At 55.8% G+C, this 19,488-nt stretch carries 16 protein-coding genes and 2 pseudogenes; 4 read left to right on the forward strand and 14 right to left on the reverse strand.

From position 1 onward, the window contains the following. Positions 1-35: 35 nt before the first annotated feature. Positions 36-1,418 (reverse strand): lactonase family protein, encoded by a 1,383-nt coding sequence (locus tag GFB49_RS04800; RefSeq protein ID WP_214644938.1) that lies wholly within the window; start codon positions 1,416-1,418, stop codon positions 36-38. Between the two features lie 99 nt (positions 1,419-1,517). Between GFB49_RS04800 and GFB49_RS04805 the strand changes: the two genes are divergently transcribed. Further along, the gene (locus GFB49_RS04805; protein WP_153214675.1) at positions 1,518-2,240 is read left to right on the forward strand and encodes a TetR/AcrR family transcriptional regulator; all 723 of its coding nucleotides are present in this window, start codon (positions 1,518-1,520) and stop codon (positions 2,238-2,240) included. A gap of 188 nt (positions 2,241-2,428) precedes the next feature. Here the strand turns inward: GFB49_RS04805 and GFB49_RS04810 are convergent. From GFB49_RS04810 to GFB49_RS04825, 4 genes and pseudogenes are all read right to left on the reverse strand, one after another. Then, positions 2,429-2,569: pseudogene (locus tag GFB49_RS04810) on the reverse strand (transposase domain-containing protein); the annotation flags it as partial. 418 nt (positions 2,570-2,987) lie between these two features. After that, entirely contained in the window at positions 2,988-3,947 is a 960-nt protein-coding gene (locus GFB49_RS04815) for a GlxA family transcriptional regulator (RefSeq protein ID WP_194269262.1), read from the reverse strand. A gap of 187 nt (positions 3,948-4,134) precedes the next feature. Next, positions 4,135-5,208: a flavin reductase family protein gene (locus GFB49_RS04820; RefSeq protein WP_194269263.1), complete on the reverse strand. Its 1,074-nt coding sequence runs from the start codon at positions 5,206-5,208 to the stop codon at positions 4,135-4,137. A gap of 4 nt (positions 5,209-5,212) precedes the next feature. Continuing rightward, positions 5,213-6,454 carry an aromatic ring-hydroxylating oxygenase subunit alpha gene (locus GFB49_RS04825; protein WP_153214678.1) on the reverse strand — a complete coding sequence of 414 codons (1,242 nt, stop codon included), beginning with the start codon at positions 6,452-6,454 and terminating at the stop codon, positions 5,213-5,215. 290 nt (positions 6,455-6,744) lie between these two features. Between GFB49_RS04825 and GFB49_RS04830 the strand changes: the two genes are divergently transcribed. Continuing rightward, positions 6,745-8,091, forward strand: a complete 1,347-nt coding sequence (locus GFB49_RS04830; RefSeq protein WP_153214679.1) for an NAD(P)/FAD-dependent oxidoreductase — start codon at positions 6,745-6,747, stop codon at positions 8,089-8,091. Between the two features lie 111 nt (positions 8,092-8,202). Here GFB49_RS04830 and GFB49_RS04835 read toward each other — a convergent pair whose 3' ends face one another. The 9 genes and pseudogenes from GFB49_RS04835 to GFB49_RS04870 form a co-directional block, all read right to left on the reverse strand. Further along, positions 8,203-9,057: a nitrilase-related carbon-nitrogen hydrolase gene (locus GFB49_RS04835; protein WP_194269264.1), complete on the reverse strand. Its 855-nt coding sequence runs from the start codon at positions 9,055-9,057 to the stop codon at positions 8,203-8,205. A gap of 90 nt (positions 9,058-9,147) precedes the next feature. After that, positions 9,148-10,032 carry a glycine betaine ABC transporter substrate-binding protein gene (locus GFB49_RS04840; protein ID WP_153214681.1) on the reverse strand — a complete coding sequence of 295 codons (885 nt, stop codon included), beginning with the start codon at positions 10,030-10,032 and terminating at the stop codon, positions 9,148-9,150. Between the two features lie 52 nt (positions 10,033-10,084). Beyond that, positions 10,085-10,831, reverse strand: a complete 747-nt coding sequence (locus GFB49_RS04845) for an ABC transporter permease (RefSeq protein WP_153214682.1) — start codon at positions 10,829-10,831, stop codon at positions 10,085-10,087. After that, positions 10,828-11,967, reverse strand: coding sequence for an ABC transporter ATP-binding protein (locus GFB49_RS04850; RefSeq protein ID WP_153214683.1), 1,140 nt, complete (start codon positions 11,965-11,967; stop codon positions 10,828-10,830). The genes GFB49_RS04845 and GFB49_RS04850 overlap by 4 nt, the downstream gene beginning before the upstream one ends. Positions 11,968-11,988: 21 nt before the next feature. Continuing rightward, positions 11,989-12,654, reverse strand: a complete 666-nt coding sequence (locus GFB49_RS04855; protein ID WP_153214684.1) for an ABC transporter permease — start codon at positions 12,652-12,654, stop codon at positions 11,989-11,991. 444 nt (positions 12,655-13,098) lie between these two features. Continuing rightward, positions 13,099-13,476, reverse strand: a pseudogene (locus tag GFB49_RS21200) (hypothetical protein); the annotation flags it as partial. A gap of 85 nt (positions 13,477-13,561) precedes the next feature. After that, positions 13,562-14,851 (reverse strand): MFS transporter, encoded by a 1,290-nt coding sequence (locus GFB49_RS04860; protein WP_153214685.1) that lies wholly within the window; start codon positions 14,849-14,851, stop codon positions 13,562-13,564. Between the two features lie 99 nt (positions 14,852-14,950). Beyond that, positions 14,951-15,241, reverse strand: coding sequence for a DUF2218 domain-containing protein (locus GFB49_RS04865; RefSeq protein WP_153214686.1), 291 nt, complete (start codon positions 15,239-15,241; stop codon positions 14,951-14,953). An 85-nt stretch (positions 15,242-15,326) separates the two neighbouring features. After that, positions 15,327-17,315 carry a TonB-dependent receptor domain-containing protein gene (locus GFB49_RS04870; RefSeq protein WP_153214687.1) on the reverse strand — a complete coding sequence of 663 codons (1,989 nt, stop codon included), beginning with the start codon at positions 17,313-17,315 and terminating at the stop codon, positions 15,327-15,329. Positions 17,316-17,475: 160 nt separating this feature from the next. Here GFB49_RS04870 and GFB49_RS04875 point away from each other — a divergent pair, with 160 nt between their 5' ends. Continuing rightward, complete coding sequence (locus GFB49_RS04875) at positions 17,476-18,438, forward strand: AraC family transcriptional regulator (RefSeq protein WP_194269265.1); 963 nt, start codon at positions 17,476-17,478, stop codon at positions 18,436-18,438. A gap of 114 nt (positions 18,439-18,552) precedes the next feature. Beyond that, a complete protein-coding gene (locus GFB49_RS04880) occupies positions 18,553-19,464 on the forward strand; it encodes a siderophore ABC transporter substrate-binding protein (RefSeq protein WP_214644939.1) in 912 nt (303 codons plus the stop codon). Positions 19,465-19,488: the final 24 nt, after the last annotated feature.

Here is a 19,488-nt window from a genome sequence, read left to right on the forward strand (position 1 = left end):
CGGTGCGCAGACGGGGGGCTACTTTTTTGCAAAGCTTAGCGTGCGATCACCATCGAGTGGGCACCCCGCGCAACAGGCACGGAATGCTCGGTTTTGATAAGCTGCACGTTATCCAGATCGAGCGGATCAGCTTGAATACGCCAAAAGTCGATTGATCCACCTGTTTTACGATCATCAAAGTGGTCATAGGTAGCAACAGCCAAGTAGTCTCCGCTGTTGTCAAAAACGGCGGCTTCGGGAAGGACCCCATCGTAGTTGAAGGTCCCAACCTCTTGCAATTGACCGGTGTCCTGGTCAAGACGCGCCAGGGTGATGGAACTCCACCAGGTAATCCGCTCGTCATCATACGGAAGATAGCTGCGTTCCAGATTGGTGGTTGCAACCCAGCGGCCATCGGGAGAGACGGCCAGGCCCTCGGGTGATACTCCGGTCTTTACGTGATCGACGAACGCATGACGCACGCTGCCGTCGTCACGGGTTTCGGCGTTCATGCGAACGGTTACAATGCCACCTTTTGGCGCTTCGATCCAGGTGCCCGCGATGTCACTGCCCCAATACAGAGCGTTTGCCACAACGTGGTTGCCATCCGGAGTAAAGAAAACACGGAACGGAGTGCGCTCAATGTCAACAACATTGCCAAACATCTCAAGCGTCAGATCGGACGTCACCCTACCAAATCGCAACGTATTACCAAAACGATCCGCCAGCGCCAAAATGTTTTCGTTGGGGTGCCAAGCCATATCGATCAACTCGCCTTTGCCCAAAGACCATCCTGGGATTTCGGGGCTGGTGGGCTCACCCAAGGTTCCGTCATTGTTTATCGGAAAGATCTGCAGCGGCGTTTCAGCACCACCGCCGCCTTGGAAAGAGTAGGAAATCGCCAGAAGATCACCGGTCGCGTTGCTGCGGACCGATTGTGGGCGACCCGGAATTTTGATTTTACCGACAACTTTCGGCGCGGACGGTTCGGCAAGGTCAAAGATCGACAGCACTTCGCCAATCGACATGTCGCCAAATGTGTGCGGCTCGTCATTCTCCGGGCGTGGCGTAAATGTCTCGATCACATAGGCAAAGCGGCCATCTGGTGTGATGTCTACCGCCGCCGGAGGCCCCGCGACAGAGTTGGACGCAAAAATCTCAGCCGCTTCCCAGCTGCGAGGATCACCGTCCAGTGGAATGACAGCGAGCGTGTCCTTGCCTTCACGGGGACCAAGCGCACCGTTCACGTAGGCCGAAGCAACCATGTCTGCGTCTTGTACCGACACAAGATAACGGCCTTGGAAGTTGAGCGACCCACGCAGATCGCGGGATCCTTCTTCTTGGGCTAAAGCTGGAGCGACGAGAGCCAGTACAGCGCTGGGTGTGGCCAATGCGCGTTGCTTTGGCATCGCCTTCTTTTGGTGGGTTACACGTTCCATAACAATCCTCAAAGTAAGTGGCTCAACTTAGAATCGAGTTGACCAACTTACTTTGATTTATTTTATCGACTAGTCAAGGGAAGACGCTTAGCTTAATTTATGACGACGGTAACAATCGAGGATCATCGGACAGTGTCGAAAACCGAAAGCTGGCAACAACGTGTGGCACGTGAAAAGAAAGACGCCATTCTTGACGCTGCAACACAGGCCTTTCTCGACACTGGTTACAACCGAACGACGCTCGAACATATTGCACGCGCAGCTGAAGTCTCTACGGGAACACTGTTCAAACACTTCCCGACCAAGGCAAAACTGTTTGGTGGGATCATAGAACGCGCTTGGACAGAAACGGTTGAAGACATGGCGCAGCCAGGTAGCGGTTCTGTGTCTGAAGAATTGCGTCGCATTGGGCTCGACTATGCCAATCGGTTAAGTCAGGTTGAAACGGTCGCTCTCTTTCGGGTCATCATTGCCGAAGCGCCACGCTTTCCCGAACTCGGTCAGGCCTTGTATGAACGTGGCAAGGCGCCGTATCTTGAACGGCTCGAGCAGTTTTTGACGGATGCATCCAGCAAAGGTTCGCTGGAACCACGCGACAGTTGGTCCACGGCCACCCGCGAGTTTTTGGGAATGGTCAACGATCAGGTCTTCTGGCCTCGCCTATTGATCGTTGACTTTGTCCCTGAGGCAGACGTTGTTGAAGCTGTTGTCGACAGTGCCGTTGCAACCTTCTTGACGCGTTACAGCATCGCCGTCGATGGCTTGGCCGAGACAGAAGCGATGCAGAGGAAGGGAAACGGCGCAAAACGGGCGGTTCGGTAATGTTATAACCTCGACAATTCTGTGGTGCGCGGCGATTTTTGGTCATTCATCACACATGCGAAGGCAACCGGTGAAGGCTATCAAAGCAGCCCATTGGAAGCATTGGCCGCTGACCGAAATGCTGTGCTACCCGACCGTGACCGTCCGGCGAAGGCGCTTTGGCACAGTTCCGGCGGCCCCTGCCGGGCTACGTCCGCAGCGCAGCGCCATGGCATGAGTTCGTTCAGACGTGTGATCTTATGATCTGCGGTCTGTGCCAAAACCCATGTGAGCCAGGCTTGCAGATCTACGCCATTCATCTTGGCGGTTTCGATCAGTGTATATTGGCTGAGAAAAGAGAAAACCAAACCAGATCAGCAGGAGCAGCGAGTAGCTTAATTTACGCTGAAACCTGCCAAACATTGGGGAGTAGCTCAGTCCCTTCCGCCGCGTGAATGCGAACCAGGGACATGCCAGTTTTGCGAAAGTTGTCACGCCTTCGCGCTTGCCTGTGTCGGTCTCATGCTGCTTGACCCAGACCCGCAGGTTGTCTCTGCTGCATCCAACCCTTTGAAAGATAGACAATGTCGGTGCCGATCTGCTCGCGTATTCAACTTCGTGATCCAAAACCATCTGGACCGCTCGGGCGCGCAATTCATCTGGAGCACGTGTTCCGTTTTCTTCTGACGACCCGGTATCCTTACTTCTGGGCCTCCGGCAAACAAGGGGCGGTTCAGTTGACTGTTGCGCCACAAATTTTTTCGGAAATTACTTATCCACAAGTGGCGCGTCTGGATCCAGTTCATCGCGATCCACACTGACCTCTGCCCCGCCGCCTTGCCGGAGTGCAGACGGGGCGATGCCAAAATGATCGGAGAAACAGGATGAAAAATAAGACGCCGAGCGAAATCCAGTCACGACTGCGATCTCTAGAATTTGCAAATTGCTATGCAAAAGAAGCGATTTTGACCGTTCCAAGCGCTGGATTTTACAAAACTTCGACGGTGTCATTTTGGTGTATTTAACAAACATGCGTTCAAGCGTACGTCGACTTGCGCCGACAGCTTCGGCCAACTCACCGGGCGAGAGCGGGGATTCCATATTCTCAGAGATGATTGCATGGGCCAGCATCAACTGCTTTGGCGCGTTTTCCGGTAAGAGAGACGAGCCCGTAGATTGCAGCTTAACCCCGCTGCGTATCCTGTCCATCTGAAGCTGGTTGGCAATAGAATAGACGAGTGATCTGCTGTGGTCCTGGGCGATGATCTCCATCATCAAGTCAAAGGATGACATGCCGCCAGAGCAACTGAGGACCTTGTTGTCCATTTCGTAGATTGCAGTGGTCAGGTCAATGTCAGGAAATTCCTCCAGGAAGGCTGGCATCCCTTCCCAATGAATGGTGCAACGCCGTCCTGTCAAAAGGCCAGCCCTGGCAAGAAAGATCGTACCCATTGAAATGGCCCCCACCGTAACGCCAGCGGCGAAACGACGATTGAGGAAGGCGGACAATCTTTTAGGCTCCTGAGCCTCGAGGCTTAACCCAGCGCAAACAAAAGTGTAATCTGGTACGGGGCCCTCTCCGATGCGGCCTGAGCTCGCGATCTTGAGCCCGTTAGACGCCCTGACCTCTGCGCCGTTTTCGCTGACGATAGTCCAAGCATAGCGCTCGCACCGCGCCATGCGATTGGCCACCCGTAGCGGCTCGATAGCCGAAGTCACCGACAGCATCGACACCTCGTTCAGGAGCACAAACTCGAACACACGCGGACGATCACCGCCCCGTTCCATTTGCTGATTAGTTTGAGGCAATTGGTTTCGCATCTCGGAGATAAGTCGCCTGTGAACGTAAGACTTGCATACCAGCAGTGTGGTCTAGCGCAAACGCCACGGTCAAGGCAGCTTGCTGAAGCAACGATCAAACAGGATCTTCTATGGAGATCGGCCCAGTCACGCGAGAGCAGCAGGCCAAGATGTAGCCAGAGGCCACGTCTTGTTCCGACAAGCCACCGTCTTGCTGCATGTCGACTGAGCCCTCAGACAAACGCAACTTGCATGTGCCGCACTGGCCCGCGTTGCACCCCGTGGGGACCCGTATATGCTGCGCCGCCAGCGCAGTGCTAAGGAGCTCCCCTTCGGCAATCTCAAAGCTGCGACCACGCAGAGTGACGCGGTGCCCGTTGGACACGCCTTTGCCGATTGGCGCAGGGCTTGCCACTGGCTTGGACGCACCAAAACTTTCTGTATGGAAATGCTGATGCGGGAGCCCTTCGGCCAACAGGCATTGACGAACGGTGCCTAAAAATCCTTCTGGCCCACAGCAGTAAACCTCGCGCCGACTTGCATCCGCCACCATCGCGCGCAGCATCGCACGGTTGGGGCGCCCACGATAGCCGCGCCACACTTCACCCGCCGCAGGCGCTGTAACCACTTCGAACAGCCTGAGCCCTGGCATGTCGCGCGCGATCTGCGCAAGCTCGTCTTCAAAGAGGAGATCTTCGACCCGCCGGGCCACCTGCACCACCACCACATCCAGTGTCTCTCCACGGGCATGGAGCCAGCGCAACATGGACATCATCGGGGTAAACCCGCTGCCGCCGCCAATCAACAACACTGGACGACCATGGCGTGCCGCAAGCGAAAACCGCCCAAAGGGACCACGGGCAGTTATTTCTGAACCCACCGCGAGATTGTCATGCATCCAGCGCGTTGCATGCCCCGTTTCAGCCGCCTTGACCGTCACCGACAGCTCTTGTGCGCCCAATGGGGCAGAGGCGATGGTGAAGGTGCGTGTTGCCACACCGCCGTTCATCGGCAAGTCCAGAGCGATGGCCTGTCCGGGCAAATGCAGCACAGGTCCTTCAAGACTGTGAAAAGTAAAAGTCACGGTGTCGGACGTATTTTGATGACGTGCAACAAGCCGAAGTTTGCGCGGGGCAGAGGCAAAGCCGGGAAGGCCGGATTTAGGAAAGGGAAGTGTATCCAAAGGCATCGCCTCACTCCGCCGCTTGTTGTTGGGCCGACGCTCCGCTGAGCCATGCATCCAGCGCGTCTTTGTACCAATCGAGAAAGTTCAAAATCATAAATTCTGACACTTCTGAATAGGGGCCGGGTTCATAGGCGGGCGAGCGGGTGCCGCGTTGGTTTTCCTCTGCCAGACGCTTGTCCTGATCGTTGGTTTCGATCCAGACGTGCGAAAGATGTTTGACATCGTAGTCCCAACCTTCGATGGCGTCTTCATGGACGCACCATGTGGTGCGTACTTCGGACCGGTTGGGACCGAGGGGGAGAACGCGGAAATGGATGGTCATCTCTGACAGAACATGGTGCCAGTTGTTCGGGATACGGAAGGCCCGTACGGAGCCGAGATCTGGCTCTGTCAATTCTCCGAGCAGTTTCTTGCTCGCCAGCTCTCCATCCAGGGTCATCGACTTGGCGCCTTCCCGGAAGGGCAGACGAATGCAGCGAAACTCGGTGCCTCCATCAACAGGAGCATGGGGCAAACCCAGCGCATCCCAATCCCGCGCTTTCTCTTCCATCAAGCGAAATTCGTCTCCAAATCGAGCGTCATTAGGGAGCGCCATTTCCACCAGTGAAACCAGGAGCTCTGGGTGATTTCCGGCGCAATGGTAGCATTCGCGGTTGTTCTCGATCACCAGCTTCCAGTTTGCGTCTTCCACGATCACGGATTCATGGACAATCTTTGTCCGGCGCGGCGCGTGGGGCCGAATGTAGGGCGTGATTTCGGCGCGGAAGCGTTCAATATCAGGCGGTGTGTCCGCCAGACAAATATACAAAAGCCCCTCGACCGAGGTGACATGCACAGGTTTCAGGGGGAACTGGCCCGCGTCAAAGGTCTCGCCCATGTAGCGCGTTGAGATCAGCTCGCCCGTCAGTTCATAGGTCCATTGATGATAGGGGCACACGAGTCGACCTGTATGACCACGCGCCTTGTCACATAGGCGAGAGCCCCGGTGGCGGCAGGAGTTGTGAAAGGCGCGAACCTCGCCCTCGTGATCTCGCAGCACGATGATCGGCGCCTCATGGACTGTTAACGTCACGTAGTCGCCGGCGTTGGGGATTTCGCATTCAGGACCGACGAACAACCATTCTCTATAAAAAACCGCCTCGATATCAGCCTCAAACAGATCGGCATCGTTATAAAAGGCTTTTGGCAATGAGAACCCAGGTTTGCATGCATCCAGCGCGCTTCGGACTTTGGTGTGGTGATCGGTCATTTAGAGGGGCCTTGCTGCGGTTAAACGTGACGCGCCCAATTTAGCCGACCGTCAAAAAGACACTTTCGAATGCGCGCCAATTTTAATTGGGATTTCACCACCCTGATCCAGATCTATTCTTTTAAGGCCTATTTTGCAGGCATTTGGGGCATTATTCTCCGCTCATTACGGAGATGCTTGGTGACGCAGAATCCAAAATTTTTGTCGGGGAACTACGCAAACCACCTCATTTGACCTGCGTAAATGAGAAGGAATTTTGCACTTTTCTTAACGCACTATCGGAGTAATCCATGTCTCTCCCCGAAAATGTTCCCTATCTAATCGTGGGCGCCGGCATCCACGGCCTGTCAACCGCGCTGCACCTTGCTAAGCGCTTAAAGTCCACGGGCAAAGGCACTGGTGCCGATGTTGTCGTGATCGACAAGGCAGGCATCGCAGCCGGAGCCTCTGGCATCGCCTGCGGCGTGGTGCGCAACAACTATTTCCAGCCTGCCATGCGCGAGTTGATGGCCCATTCGGTTGAGCATTGGGAAGCCAACGCCCAGGCGTTTCAGTACAATCCCGTGGGCTACCTGCAAATTTCGGCTGAAAGCATGCATGAAGACGTGGCGCAAATCCACAAAGAGCAGCAAGCCATCGGCTATGAATCGTCCTTTATCGAAGGCACCGCCGACTGCGACGCCTATATGAAAGACATCTTTCACGACTGGCAGGCGCAGAACATCACCTCTGTTCTACATGAGAAAAAAGGCGGCTATGCCCATAACGCAGCCGCCATTTACGCGCTGGCCAAAATGGCAGAAGAAGAAGGTGTGCGCATTGTAACCGGCATCACCGTTCAAGGCCTGAAAGCGGCCAATGGTGCGACCTCCGCCATCACCGGCGTCGAGACCGACAAGGGTGAGATTGCCTGCGATTATCTCGTTGTGGCCGCAGGCCCCTGGGTGCGTGACTTCTGGACCATGGCTGAACTGCCGGATGCGATTTCTGTCAAAGACGCGGATGGCAACCTTCATGACGACATCCCGATGTGGAAATTCTGGCAATTGGAAGAAGGCGTTTTGCGGGTCGATCCCGAGAGCTTTAAAACCAATGACGGCAAGCTGCCGCCTGTAATTCACGTCGACACAGATGCACCACTGATCTCTGATGTGGATGGGTCTGTGATCACCGAGGAAATGTGGGGCATCTACTACAAGCCCGACTTCAACTTTGGCGGCATTCAGGGTGGTGCCATGCCCTACAAAGTCGACAAACCCGCAAACGAGGTCGCGATCGACCCGTATGGCCCCTCCTCGCCTGAATTCGTTTCTTCGCCGGAATTTGCCCATATGTGGGTTTCCGCGCTGGCACATTGTAACGCACGCTTCTCGGGCACCATGCCGAAGTACCACAAAGAGGCGTCCGGCGGCGTCGGCTGCTTTACGCCCGACAGCTTCCCCGTCTTCGATGTGTTCCGCGAGAACTGCTACATCATCGCAGACAGCAACCACGGTTACAAGATGATCGGTGTGGGCGAACTGGTGGCAAAGGACATCACCGGCGAGACCTCTTCGCTGCTGACACCTTTCCGCTTTAGCCGCTATGCCGAAGGTAAGCTGCATCCCGTGTCCAATAGCCCCTACCCCTGGAGCTGATCCCGCATCCGGAGCGCAACTCACCCGCGCTCTGGACCTTTCGGGCACCATTTCCCCTACTGAACGCGGCGCATTTCAGCGTCGCGTTTTTTTTGCCGCCTGCGAGACGTTTCAGGCTTTCGGCAGGATCCCTTCCAGCTCGCGGTGCAGGATATCGGGGCGCAGATCGCGCACTGTGGGCAAGGCCATACGTTCGCGCAGGACATCCTTGAAATCAAGATCTGCCCAGATCAGCGCGTCTTCTGTACCCGCCCGGGCCAGTTCCAGACCATCGGGACCAAAGATCGCGGAGCCGCCCCAAAAGGTCATGTCATCTTTGTAGGTCCCGACCCAATTGCAGCGCAGAACCGGAAAACGGTACATCAGCGCAAGGCCACTCACGGTGATATCCCAGCCAGCGGGATTGGAAAAGCCGCTCCCGACACCTTCGAGGGTGGAGGCAATGGGCACCGTAAGGATCGTGCTGCCTTTGGCGGCGTTCAGATAGACAAGGCCCGGCTCCCAAAGATCGGCACAAATCAGCCCGCCAGCGCGCCAGTCATCGCCCAGCTGAACCTGTGTTGTCTGATCGCCGGGGCGGAAATATTTGCCCTCTTCCAGGCGGCCGTAGTTGGGCAGGTTGATCTTGCGATGCACAGCCAGAACTGCACCGTCACGGCACCAAGCCATAGAGTTGTAGAACACGCCCTCCGCTGTCCGCTCAGAGAAGCCAACGACCGTCACAATGTCCTGACTTGCATCCGCGACCGCTCGCAGCTCCGGCCCATCTGCCGCAATGGCATTGGTATCGCGTATCTCGATACTGTCGGGATAGCCGGTCAGAGAGCTTTCAGGAAACACCAAAAGGTCCAGACCCTCTGTCCGCGCCTGCGCAATATGATGGAGATGGCGGGCCGTCATCTCTCGGACGTCGTCCGGGCGATGAGGAATCTGGGCGCATCCGGCGCGCAAAACAGACTTTGTCATGGGGCTACTCATTGGCTTGCGTCATAGATCGGAAAGGCCACCCGGCGCGCCTGCACCGGTTGGCCTAAAAAACATCTTAGGATGCGTTTATTAGATCAGGCCTTGCTCGGCCAGGAAAGAGCTCGCAACGTCCTCGATGGTCTCTTTGTCCACGTCGACACGCGCGTTGAGGCTTTGCATCAGATCATCCGTCAAAACGGCGGAAACACCGTTCAGGAGCACGCCGATTTCAGGGTGCGCCTCGAGCACTTCGGTGCGGATGGTCGGCGTAATCGCATAGGCTGGGAAAAAGCCTTTGTCGTCTGCCAGTACTTTGAAATCAAAGGCTGCGATGCGGCCATCGGTGGCAAACACCAGACCAACATCAACCTGACCGCCCTTGAGCGCATCATAGATCAGGCCAGATTGCATTGGCGCGATGTCTTTACGACCGATGTCAAAACCATAGGTCTCTTCCAGACCGGGCAGACCATCAGGGCGTTTAGGGAATTCCGCGTTCACGCCCATTTTGGGGGCGGTGTCGCCGTTGTAAGCCGCTGCAAGATCAGACAGCGTGCTGAGGCCTTTGTCGTCTGCCGCGCGCACAGCAAGCGCATAGGTGTTGTTCGCGTTGGATGCGTCCAGCCATGTGATGCCGACCTGGGCATCAAGCTCTTTGACTTTGGCATAGGTTTCTTCGGCAGTGAGCTTGTCTTCAATCTTGTTAAAAGTAATCAGCGACGTGCCGGTGTACTCCCAGTAGATATCAACCTGCCCGTTTTCCTGCGCCGCGCGCAGCACCGAAGTGCCCATGCCGTCGAGCTTCGCGACATCAAAGCCCTTGGCTTCAAGCAATTCGCTTGTGATCTCTGCCAGCAGCAGCTGTTCGGTAAAGTTTTTGCCGCCGACTTTGATTTCATCTGCCTGTGCGGTGAACGTCAGAAGCGTGGAAGCAAGCGCGGCGCTTAAGGTGGATTTTACCAGTGTCTTGAACATGTTGAACCTCCGTTGGATCATGATCTTCAGTTTAGTTTTGAAAAGAATTGGATCAGCGCAGCGGGTTCACGCCGCGCGGGATCAGCCAGTATTGCGCTTTCGCTAGAAGGAAATCCGCCAACATAGACAAAAGCGCGACAGGGATAGCGCCGGCCAACAACATCTGCGGGTCATTGAGGTCAATACCGGTGAAGATTAGCTCGCCCAAGCCGCCGCCGCCGATCAGGAAAGCCAGTGGAACGGTGCCCACATTGACGGCAACAGCCGTGCGCACGCCGGCAAAAATTACATAAAGCGCATTGGGCAGCTCAACGCTCAGCAGGATGTGGCGCGGCGTCATGCCCATGCCAGTGGCGGCTTCTTTCAGATAGGCAGGCACCTCGCGCAGGCCCTGATAGACATTGCGCACGATCGGCAGCAGCGTCGCAACCCAAAGCCCAAAGACCGCAGGTGTAAAGCCAATGCCCAGCAAAGTGATCGACAGCGCCAGGATGGCCAGCGTTGGGATCGTTGTGCCGATGTTAAAAATCTGCAGCGCGGTCTCGGAGTAGCGCGCCATCCAGTCCCGGCTGAGCCAGATGCCCGCAGGCACCCCCACCAAAATGGCAAGCCCGGATGAAACGAGCACCAAGATCACATGCTGTTTGGCGAGGTAAATGATGTCTTCGGAATAATAACGCCAAATGTCGCCGAGAAAGCCCTGCTCCCCCGCCATCAGCCCGACGCCGAACACCAGACCGATCACAAAGGCGATCCGGGTGCGGATGTTGTCTTGTTTGAGCGTGTCTTTGATGCTCATTTCGCGGCCACCGTAGCAGCGTCGCGGTAGGTGGCGCCCAGTGCATGGGAAATGGCGCGCTGGGTGATGAAGCCTTTGAAGAAACCATCATCATCTACACAGGCTAGCCAGGTGGTGTCATGGCGGAACATACGCGACACCGCGGTCCGCAGATCATCGTGCACATTCACAACCGTTGGCAGCGCCTGATAATGCTCTTCGACCCGACCCTGTACGTCGGCAATGTCGTTGAGATGCACGAAGCCACGTGCTCGCCCTTGCGGGCCAACCATCACAATATTTTTGTGGCCCGCTTCGCGCATCATATCGCGCGCCCTACTCACGTCATCTTGAGCGGTCACGCGGATCTGGTCGCCCAGCATCACATCCGAAACCGAGAGCAAGCTGAGGCGTTTGAGCGTCCGATCAGAGCCGAGGAAAGAGGCGATAAAATCATTGGCAGGACGTGCTAACAAGTCATCCGGGCTGGAATATTGCTCTAACTTGCCATCGCGGAAAATGGCGATCTTGTCGGCCATCTTGATCGCCTCGTCGATGTCGTGGCTGACAAAGGCGATGGTCTTGCGGATCTCTTTTTGCATCTTCAGGAACTCATCCTGAATGACCGCCCGGTTGATCGGGTCGATTGCGCCAAAGGGTTCGTCCATCAAGAGCACTGGCGGATCGGCGGCCAGCGCCCGGATCACGCCGACGCGCTGTTGTTGCCCACCCGAGAGTTCTTTGGGATAGCGATTGAGAAAAATACCCGGATCCAGGTTCACCAGCTCCAAAAGTTCTGCTGCACGCTTGCGGGACTTGTTTTTATCCCACCCCAACAGATCCGGCACCACACAAATGTTGTCCTGAATCGTCATATTGGGGAAAAGGCCGATCTGCTGGATCACATAACCGATCGAGCGGCGCAGCTCGACGGGATTCAGCTCATCCGTGTCGCGGCCTGCCACATGGATCTTGCCATTGGTTTTGGGGATCAAACCGTTGATCATCTTGAGCGTTGTCGTCTTGCCGCACCCCGAGGGGCCAAGCAGGACGCAGATCTCCCCTTCGGGCACTTCCATAGAGACCTGATCGGCGGCTATCACCGTGCCGCCACCGGGGGTTTCAAAAACTTTAGAGAGTTTGTCGAGCGTGATCATGAGGATACCATTTGTCAGAGCTTAGTGGGCCGGTGCCGCACTAGAGGAGGAGGCTGGGGTCAGGCGTTTTTGCACCCAGAGCAGGAAGTAGTCGCTCGCAATTGCAAGGATCGACACCATCAGCGCACCTGTAATGAGTTGGCGGGGATCGGATTGCGAAATTCCGCGGCTGATAAACACACCCAGACCACCGGCGCCGATATAGGCAGCGATGGCAGTGATGCCGATGTTCATCACAACAGCAATGCGCACACCCGCCATAACAACCGGAACTGCCAAAGGGATCTCAACCCGACGCAACCGTTGGATCGGCGTCATGCCAAGACCACGCGCCGCTTCACGCAGGGCCGGATCGACATTGGAAATGGCTGTATAGGTGTTGCGGATGATCGGCAGCTGCGAATAGAGCAACACTGCAATAACAGCAGGCAAATAGCCCACCCCATGACCGATAAGAGACAGCACCGGGATCATCAGGCCAAATAGCGCAATCGACGGAATGGTGATTATGATCGCCGCTACGTAAAGGACAATATCTGCCGCGCGCTGGTTCAGCGTAATGAGAATACCAATCGGCACGCCGGTGAGGATCGCAAGGCCGATGGCCACGCCCACGATCGACAGATGCTGCAGCGTACGCTCCAGGATCACGTCCAAGTTCTGGCTGATGAACAGCAGTGTTTCCAATCTTTCACTCCTTGTGGCTGGATCCGAACGCCCATTTGAAGCAGACGCTCCTTAGACCCGAACGTCCGCCTCGGTTTTGCAGAGAGTTTGGATTTTTCCAATTTGCGGCTTGAGAATTTGCGTCAAATACAGCCAATCGAGCGACAGCCTCTTTTGACCCACACCTCAAGGGGGAAAAAGTCGTTAACTTTTAACCACCTAGCACCAGTTGCAGCATTTTCTCAGACCACTCAAAAAATGCAGAAAGTAAGAATCATGCCTATAAAATAAGCAATAATTGATGAAATTCATAGCTTTCACCTTGGCCATCCACCCTTATGTTCGCTTAATATGCGCGACGCACACACCTAATGTGGTCCGATTTGATTGTTCGTGCATGACAGGCCTTTGGTCCATTTGGACGATAACGTCTGGGGCGGTGGGCACTTTGCATGTCGTGGATCAATGCTGCATCGGAACTCGGCAGGCGCGGCGCTCTGAGACAGACAGTTCACGGCGAATATGATCCGTCAACAACGGCGACGAGAGGGAAACATGTCCAGCGTCAGATCAGATACAGCGCGTCTTAGCCGCGCGTTCTCTTTCCGCAGACGCTTCAGTTCCTTCTGTTGATCTGTGGCCATTCCATCGTACTTGTTTGGCGGGAAAACCGTCCACTGGACGCTTTTCTTCATCCGCCTGCACTCCAGCGTTAAAACGTTTGCTCCGTCACGCCAATCTGACGGATCGCATCCAGACAGGACGTGACTTATCCTGTCAGGACCTCAACTCGCCGTAACTTTGTGCCATCTCTTCGGGCTTCGGGTGTTGCTTGTTGGCCATGTGTTTCCTCCGTATTCCCAAACATCGCAAGGGGCCACTTCAGGAGGGAGAGACACACGCGATGCTCGGCTCGCGCCTATGTCCGCTACCCGCCTTCTCGGGACAGTTGTCTGGCCAAAACCAAGGCCAGTATCGCCGCAACAAGCAAAAAACCTGCGCCGACGATCCAGGCGAACGACGTGGTGTAGATCTCAGCGACGGCGCCGGCCAAGACCAGTCCCAATGCCGCTCCCAACTGCTGTATCAGGGATCGTAATGACAGCAGGGTCGACCGCTGATGGTCGCCGACGCAGCGATGCAGAATGGTGCTGGCCGGTGTTTCGCTCACACCAAGGAGCACGGAATACAGGATAAAGACGCCCACATAGCCAAAGATATTGCCCTGTAGGGCCAAGGCGATCTGGACCGCTGCGAGACAGGCAAATGTTGCCGCAAGCGTCACCCCGTGCCGCCGTTGGAAGAACCGGCTGACGTATGGGGACAGAAATGCGCCAAACGCAATCGCAAAGAAATAGGCCGCAGTCAGCGTGCCAATGACGGAATTGGCGTAGCCCGCCTCTAGCATTGGCTTGGCAAAGGTCGGCCAAAGCACCTCAACCGGGTTGGTTGCCATCAAGAAAAACGCCAATGCCGCCAATAGGATCGAGAGCACAGGGTGTTTCAGCGCAAGACGGGCTGCGTCTTGGATCACTAATGGGACATTGGAAAACCCTTGTCTGAGGGCACCAGAGTTCATGGGGCGCGGGTTTTCGTCAATGGCCAGCAATGTGAAGCCGCAGACACCCAACATCACGACAAAGCTTGCCGCGTAAGAGACATCATAAATGCTGTAGCCGATGCTTTGGGCGGCCGCGCCAAACAGATCAGGCAGAAGCCCTCCCAGGACCGCGCCCATAGCCAACCCTACGGCATTGGCTGACTGCGCCTTGGCCAGCGCGGGCTGGACATCTACATCTGGCGCGGTGGCGCGGAAGGTTTCGACGAACCACGCATCCAACGTGCCGGACCGAAGCGCCCGCCCGAATCCGATGAAGGCAAACGAAACTGCCAGACCATAGAAGTTGTGTGTTGCAAGGAAGAGCGCAAGCGATAGCAAACTGGCACCAACAGCCGTCAGAAACACCGGCTTGCGCCCGATACTGTCTGCAAGGCCACCAAACGGCAGTTCCATCGTCATGGTCGTGACGGAATAGACCCCAAACAGAAGCGAGATTTGAAAAAGGTCCAAACCCCGGTCAGAAAGTGCCAGGGCCACAACAGAAACTGTCAGCCCCATCGCAAAACGATCCAGAAACTGGTGGATCTGAAACACCCGAATGTGCCGTCGCGCCGAACCGGCCAACGCAGCCATGGAAAACTCTGTGTCTGTCGCCATGAGTGCACCCTCGGCCTTCTTGTACCTCCAACGCAATCCCTTTGATGCCCAGAATCGACCCCGTTTACATCCAGAACCATTGGCCCCGCCAAAATGGGATCAACTTGCCGCGCACCAGGTCATTTTTTCAAAATCCTCGCGGAAGGCGAACCGCTGGAGGTGGGTGTCGATCACCATACGCCCTTTTTCAAGCGCCGCTTCGCTGTCGCCTTGCAGGGTCACAATAAGGGCGCTGTCGTCAGCGCAAAGCGTTGCTGGTCCAAACGGAAAGTCGACGTCGCCTTGGTTGCTGTCAAAGGTCACCTCCACCTTATGCGCAAAATGTTTACACAGCTGCTGGAGATATCTGGATGCATGCGCCGTTTCATACCGGCCAATTTGATGTTTCATGTGATTTCGGGCACTTGCAAGCTGGGCAAAAGAAACAGCGGACGGGGCACGTGCTGCCCCATCCTTTTGAAAAGTTGTTGGCTGATCAGAACTTCAGTCGCGCTGTCAAGGACAGAGTCCGTCCCGGCTCGTTCAGCGGGATCACCCGACTGGAGTCAATGCCATCCGAGCTGCGGCTGGCGTAGGTTTTATCAAACAGGTTATTCACTCCCAACCGGATTTCTAGGTTATCGGCAGCACGCGGTGTGTATGTGCCATAAAGGTTCACAACCTCATAGCTAGGCAAAGGCGTGGCCGCATCGTTGTTTTCCAGCGCAACTTCGGCTGTACCGCCGACACGCCATTCATCGTTAATCTGCCAGCCGCCTTCAACGGCGATGATATGCCCAACCGGACGACCCAGATAATAATCCGTGGTTCCGATGGTCTCGTTATTCAGTTCCACATCAGCATAAGTCCAGTTCACCCGAACAAAACCAGCATCCCAACCATACTCGACCGAGGCATCAATGCCTTTGCTGACCAGATCAGAGGTCTCACCGCGGGCACCGTCGCTGGGGAGAACGGCTGCAACATCGCTGATATCAGTATAGAACAACGCGCCGCTGGCTTTCCATGCGCCATTGTCAAAGCGAAGACCAATCCGGCCAGAGTTCGACCGCGAGGCGGAAAAACCGGTGTAATTCCAGGTATCGGGATTGACCAAAGCCGCCTCGCCCAGCTCAAAACCGCCCCAGGTCGAGGCAACACCAGCATTTAAGGTCCAGGTATCGGACAAGATCACGTCAATTGCGCCATTTGCGCTCAACCCGCTGTCGGACAGATCCGTTCCGTCGGCGCCTGTAAACGACTGGCTGTCAAACCGCGCCCCATAGCTGACCGAGAGAATATCATTTAAATCCTGGCGCGCCTGGGCAAACACACCAAAGTTGCGCAGCTCTTCCTTGCCTGGGCCGACAAGAGGACCAAGGCTTTCCGCGCTTTCGTCAAAGAAATCCACACCCGCGGTCACAACGCCGCCGAACACGGTGAAATCGTTTTTCACCGTCCCGCTCAGACTTTTGTTCACGCCAGAGACACCCACAGCATCGATCTCTTGTTCGTTGCTGCTCAGCTGGAAGGTGGGATCCCACAAACCCTGCGCCTGGGTATTGGTATAGGTAAACGTATAAGACGTGCGCTGAGACAGGCCCTCGGCCAGGACATTGGTCGTACCTTCAACGCCTCCGAAATCGGGACGTATGAAAAACAGCCCGCCCGGCCCCGGCTGTGCAGCGCGTGCGCCAGAATCTTCGGTTTGGGACGCGGCAAACTCGAACCGGTGACCTGTCTGACTTTCATAAGCCAGCTTACCGACATAATCCGTAAGATCCGCCCCGGTGCCCAGAACTTCGTTGCCGTCGCCGTCCTCGTAGTCACCGCCACTGCGACGGGTTGCGCTCAGCAGGTATTCAAACCCGCTGCTGCGCCCGAACAACGACAGCCCGGTTTGTGCATCGACTCCATTGTTGCTGGTGCCAAGCGTGAAGGTGCCGCCAAAATTATCCCCCTCTTCCAGCAAGTCGCTGGCGTCCTTGGTTTCATAGGCAATCGCCCCGGCCAGCGCGCCCGGCCCCGCATCTGCGGGTGCCAGGCTTTTGCTGACCTTCACTGCTTTCAGCAGCGCAGGATCCAGCAACACGTTGCCCGTGTGGTGAAAGGCCGATTTGTTCTGACGCGCGCCGTCAATGGTGACCGACAACAGGCTTTCTTCGATCCCGTTGACAAACACCTTCTGCGCAATCGCCGCGCCGCCGCCTGCCGTGATGGCACTTTCGCCGGCAAAGACGTCTTTGGTGGTGGAGGGAGCGCGCGCATCCAGGTCTTCTTGGTCAATGGTCAGATTGCCCAACAGATCCTGCGCTTCTTCTGACTCAATGCGGATCTCATCCAGGTTAAGGACCTGGGCTGCCTCTTCTGGTTTGCTGTCCTGGGAGGCGACCCATGCCGACGTGGCCTCCTGCGCAAAAACTGTTGTAGCAAAAAGAGGCGTCGACAGGGCTGTGCCTGCCAATATTATCGAACGCAAAGACATGTTCGGCTCCAAAGTTGACTAATTAACTTGGGTAAGTATTTTATCGAGCCGAACCACGCCAGACAGCTGTCTTTGCGCAATGATCAAAAGACTTTGCGAAACATCCAAAAGACGACCTGCCCAGCCATGTGACCCTGTTTTCTTTATAATGGACACCGACATGCCTCGGCCTCTCGTCGCAAATCGCCGTAACTCACCTCCCCTATCGGCGTATGAACACAAGCTAAACTGCAGCAACACATTGGCGCACCTCAAAGCTGGGGTGTTTTCAGGCCAGGTTACGGATCTACAACTGCAACCGGGTTTGGGTCTGCACACGCTAAATGCAACGGCTCAACAAAGCTTTGTGGTGGACAGCCATCGACAACCCGGCGCGGTGCTGCATTGTTTTCTGGAAGGGGAAACCGACGCGCGTCTAGACAATCTGCCAATGAACTTGGGCCGCAGGCCTGGAACACCTGTAAAACTGGTCCTCACATCTACGGATACACCGCTTGAATTCCTGCGCCGCTCTGCCCCCAATGAATATGTGCGCAAGGTCAGCATTCAGATGTCTCCAGAGTGGCTGGACACAAATGGGCTCAGGCTCCCGCGGTCTTCACACACTGCAGGAGGAGTTATTCGATTAGAAAGACTGGCAAATGCGATCGAAATCCAAAACCTTGAAGGCTTGGCGGCGACCGACAACTTTGCCGCGCCAGTTCAACGTTTGCATGCGCAAGCGACGACTCTTGCTCTTGTGGCTGGTTTCTTCGACGATTTGCCGGATCAACCCGTTCACATTCCACAATCCAAGCGCACCAAATCACAGTTGCAGCGCATTGAGGATCTGGCGAGCCAACCGGGTCCGATGCCAACGCTGAGTGGCTTGGCGGCAGAGGCCGGGCTAAGCCAATCCGGTCTGCGACGTCTGATCCAATCCGTTTATGGTTGCGCGCCTTTAGCCCATATTCGCAACATCCGGTTGGATATGGCCCGCCGAGCATTGGAGCGGGATCATATAAGTGTTGAAGCTGCAGCCACTCTTGCAGGCTATGCTTCGCCTGCAAATTTCGCCACGGCCTTTCGACGCGCCTACGGTCAGACGCCATCTCAATTCAACCGAAAGCAACGAATATTTTGAAGTCATTTCCACTCTGGACCGTCTGATGCAACCTGCCTATGGTGCCGCAGAAATCACAAAGCCAGCCAGCCGCCAGCTTGTCACATCGCAGCTTGTCAAATCATGGTGGCTTATATGGCTTTGAAACCGCTCAGCGCACTTTTGTCTGTTCTTACAATGTGTCTCGGCACGGCTGGACACAGCGCAGATCTTTCCGTGTCCACGTATCGTGGGGACGTAACCGTGGCCGAAACACCAAGAACCGTCGTCGCACTGGACGTTGCAGCCGTTGATACGCTGACCGCGCTGGATGTGCCATTGGCCGGGGTGCCTGGGAACCTTTATGTCAGCTACCTCGACGGGGTGGCCAAACGGGCCAAACCCGTTGGAACCCTGTTTGAACCTGATTTTGAAGCCATCGCGCTGTTGGGCCCTGACTTGATCGTCACCGGCGGGCGTTCATCGGAACAAACCGAGGCCTTGGCCGAAATTGCGCCTACGTTGGACATGACCATTGAGGGCGATAATTTTGTTGAAACCGCGCTCGACCGTCTCCGCAGCTATGGGCAAATCATGGACAAAGAGGCCGAAGCGGCAGCAATCGAACGGACTTTTGCTGACAAGATCGCGCAGGCAAAATCCGCAATCGCAGGCAAGGGCAACGCGCTGATCGTACTGACAAACGGTCCAAAGATTTCTGTCTACGGCAAGGGGTCGCGATTTGGCTGGCTGCACAATACGTTGAACCTGCCGGAAACTGTTGCCGGTGTTGACGCCCAAACCCACGGTGAAGTTGTGTCGTTTGAGTTCATCGCCGAAGCCAACCCCGACTGGTTGCTTGTTGTGGACCGCGCCGCCGCGATCGGCCAGCAAAACCAATCCGCCAAAACCACGCTGGACAATGCACTTGTCGCCCAGACCACCGCATGGAGCAAAGGGCAGGTGATCTATCTGAATGCTGCGGATATCTACATCTCGGGCGGCGGTATCCAATCCATGATGCGCACCTTGGATCATGTAACCCAAGGCTTTGAAGCCGCGCATTAACAGCGCGCTTTTGGATCGAACCAC

The sequence above is a fragment of the Tritonibacter litoralis genome (assembly GCF_009496005.1).
Classification (GTDB): domain Bacteria; phylum Pseudomonadota; class Alphaproteobacteria; order Rhodobacterales; family Rhodobacteraceae; genus Epibacterium; species Epibacterium litoralis.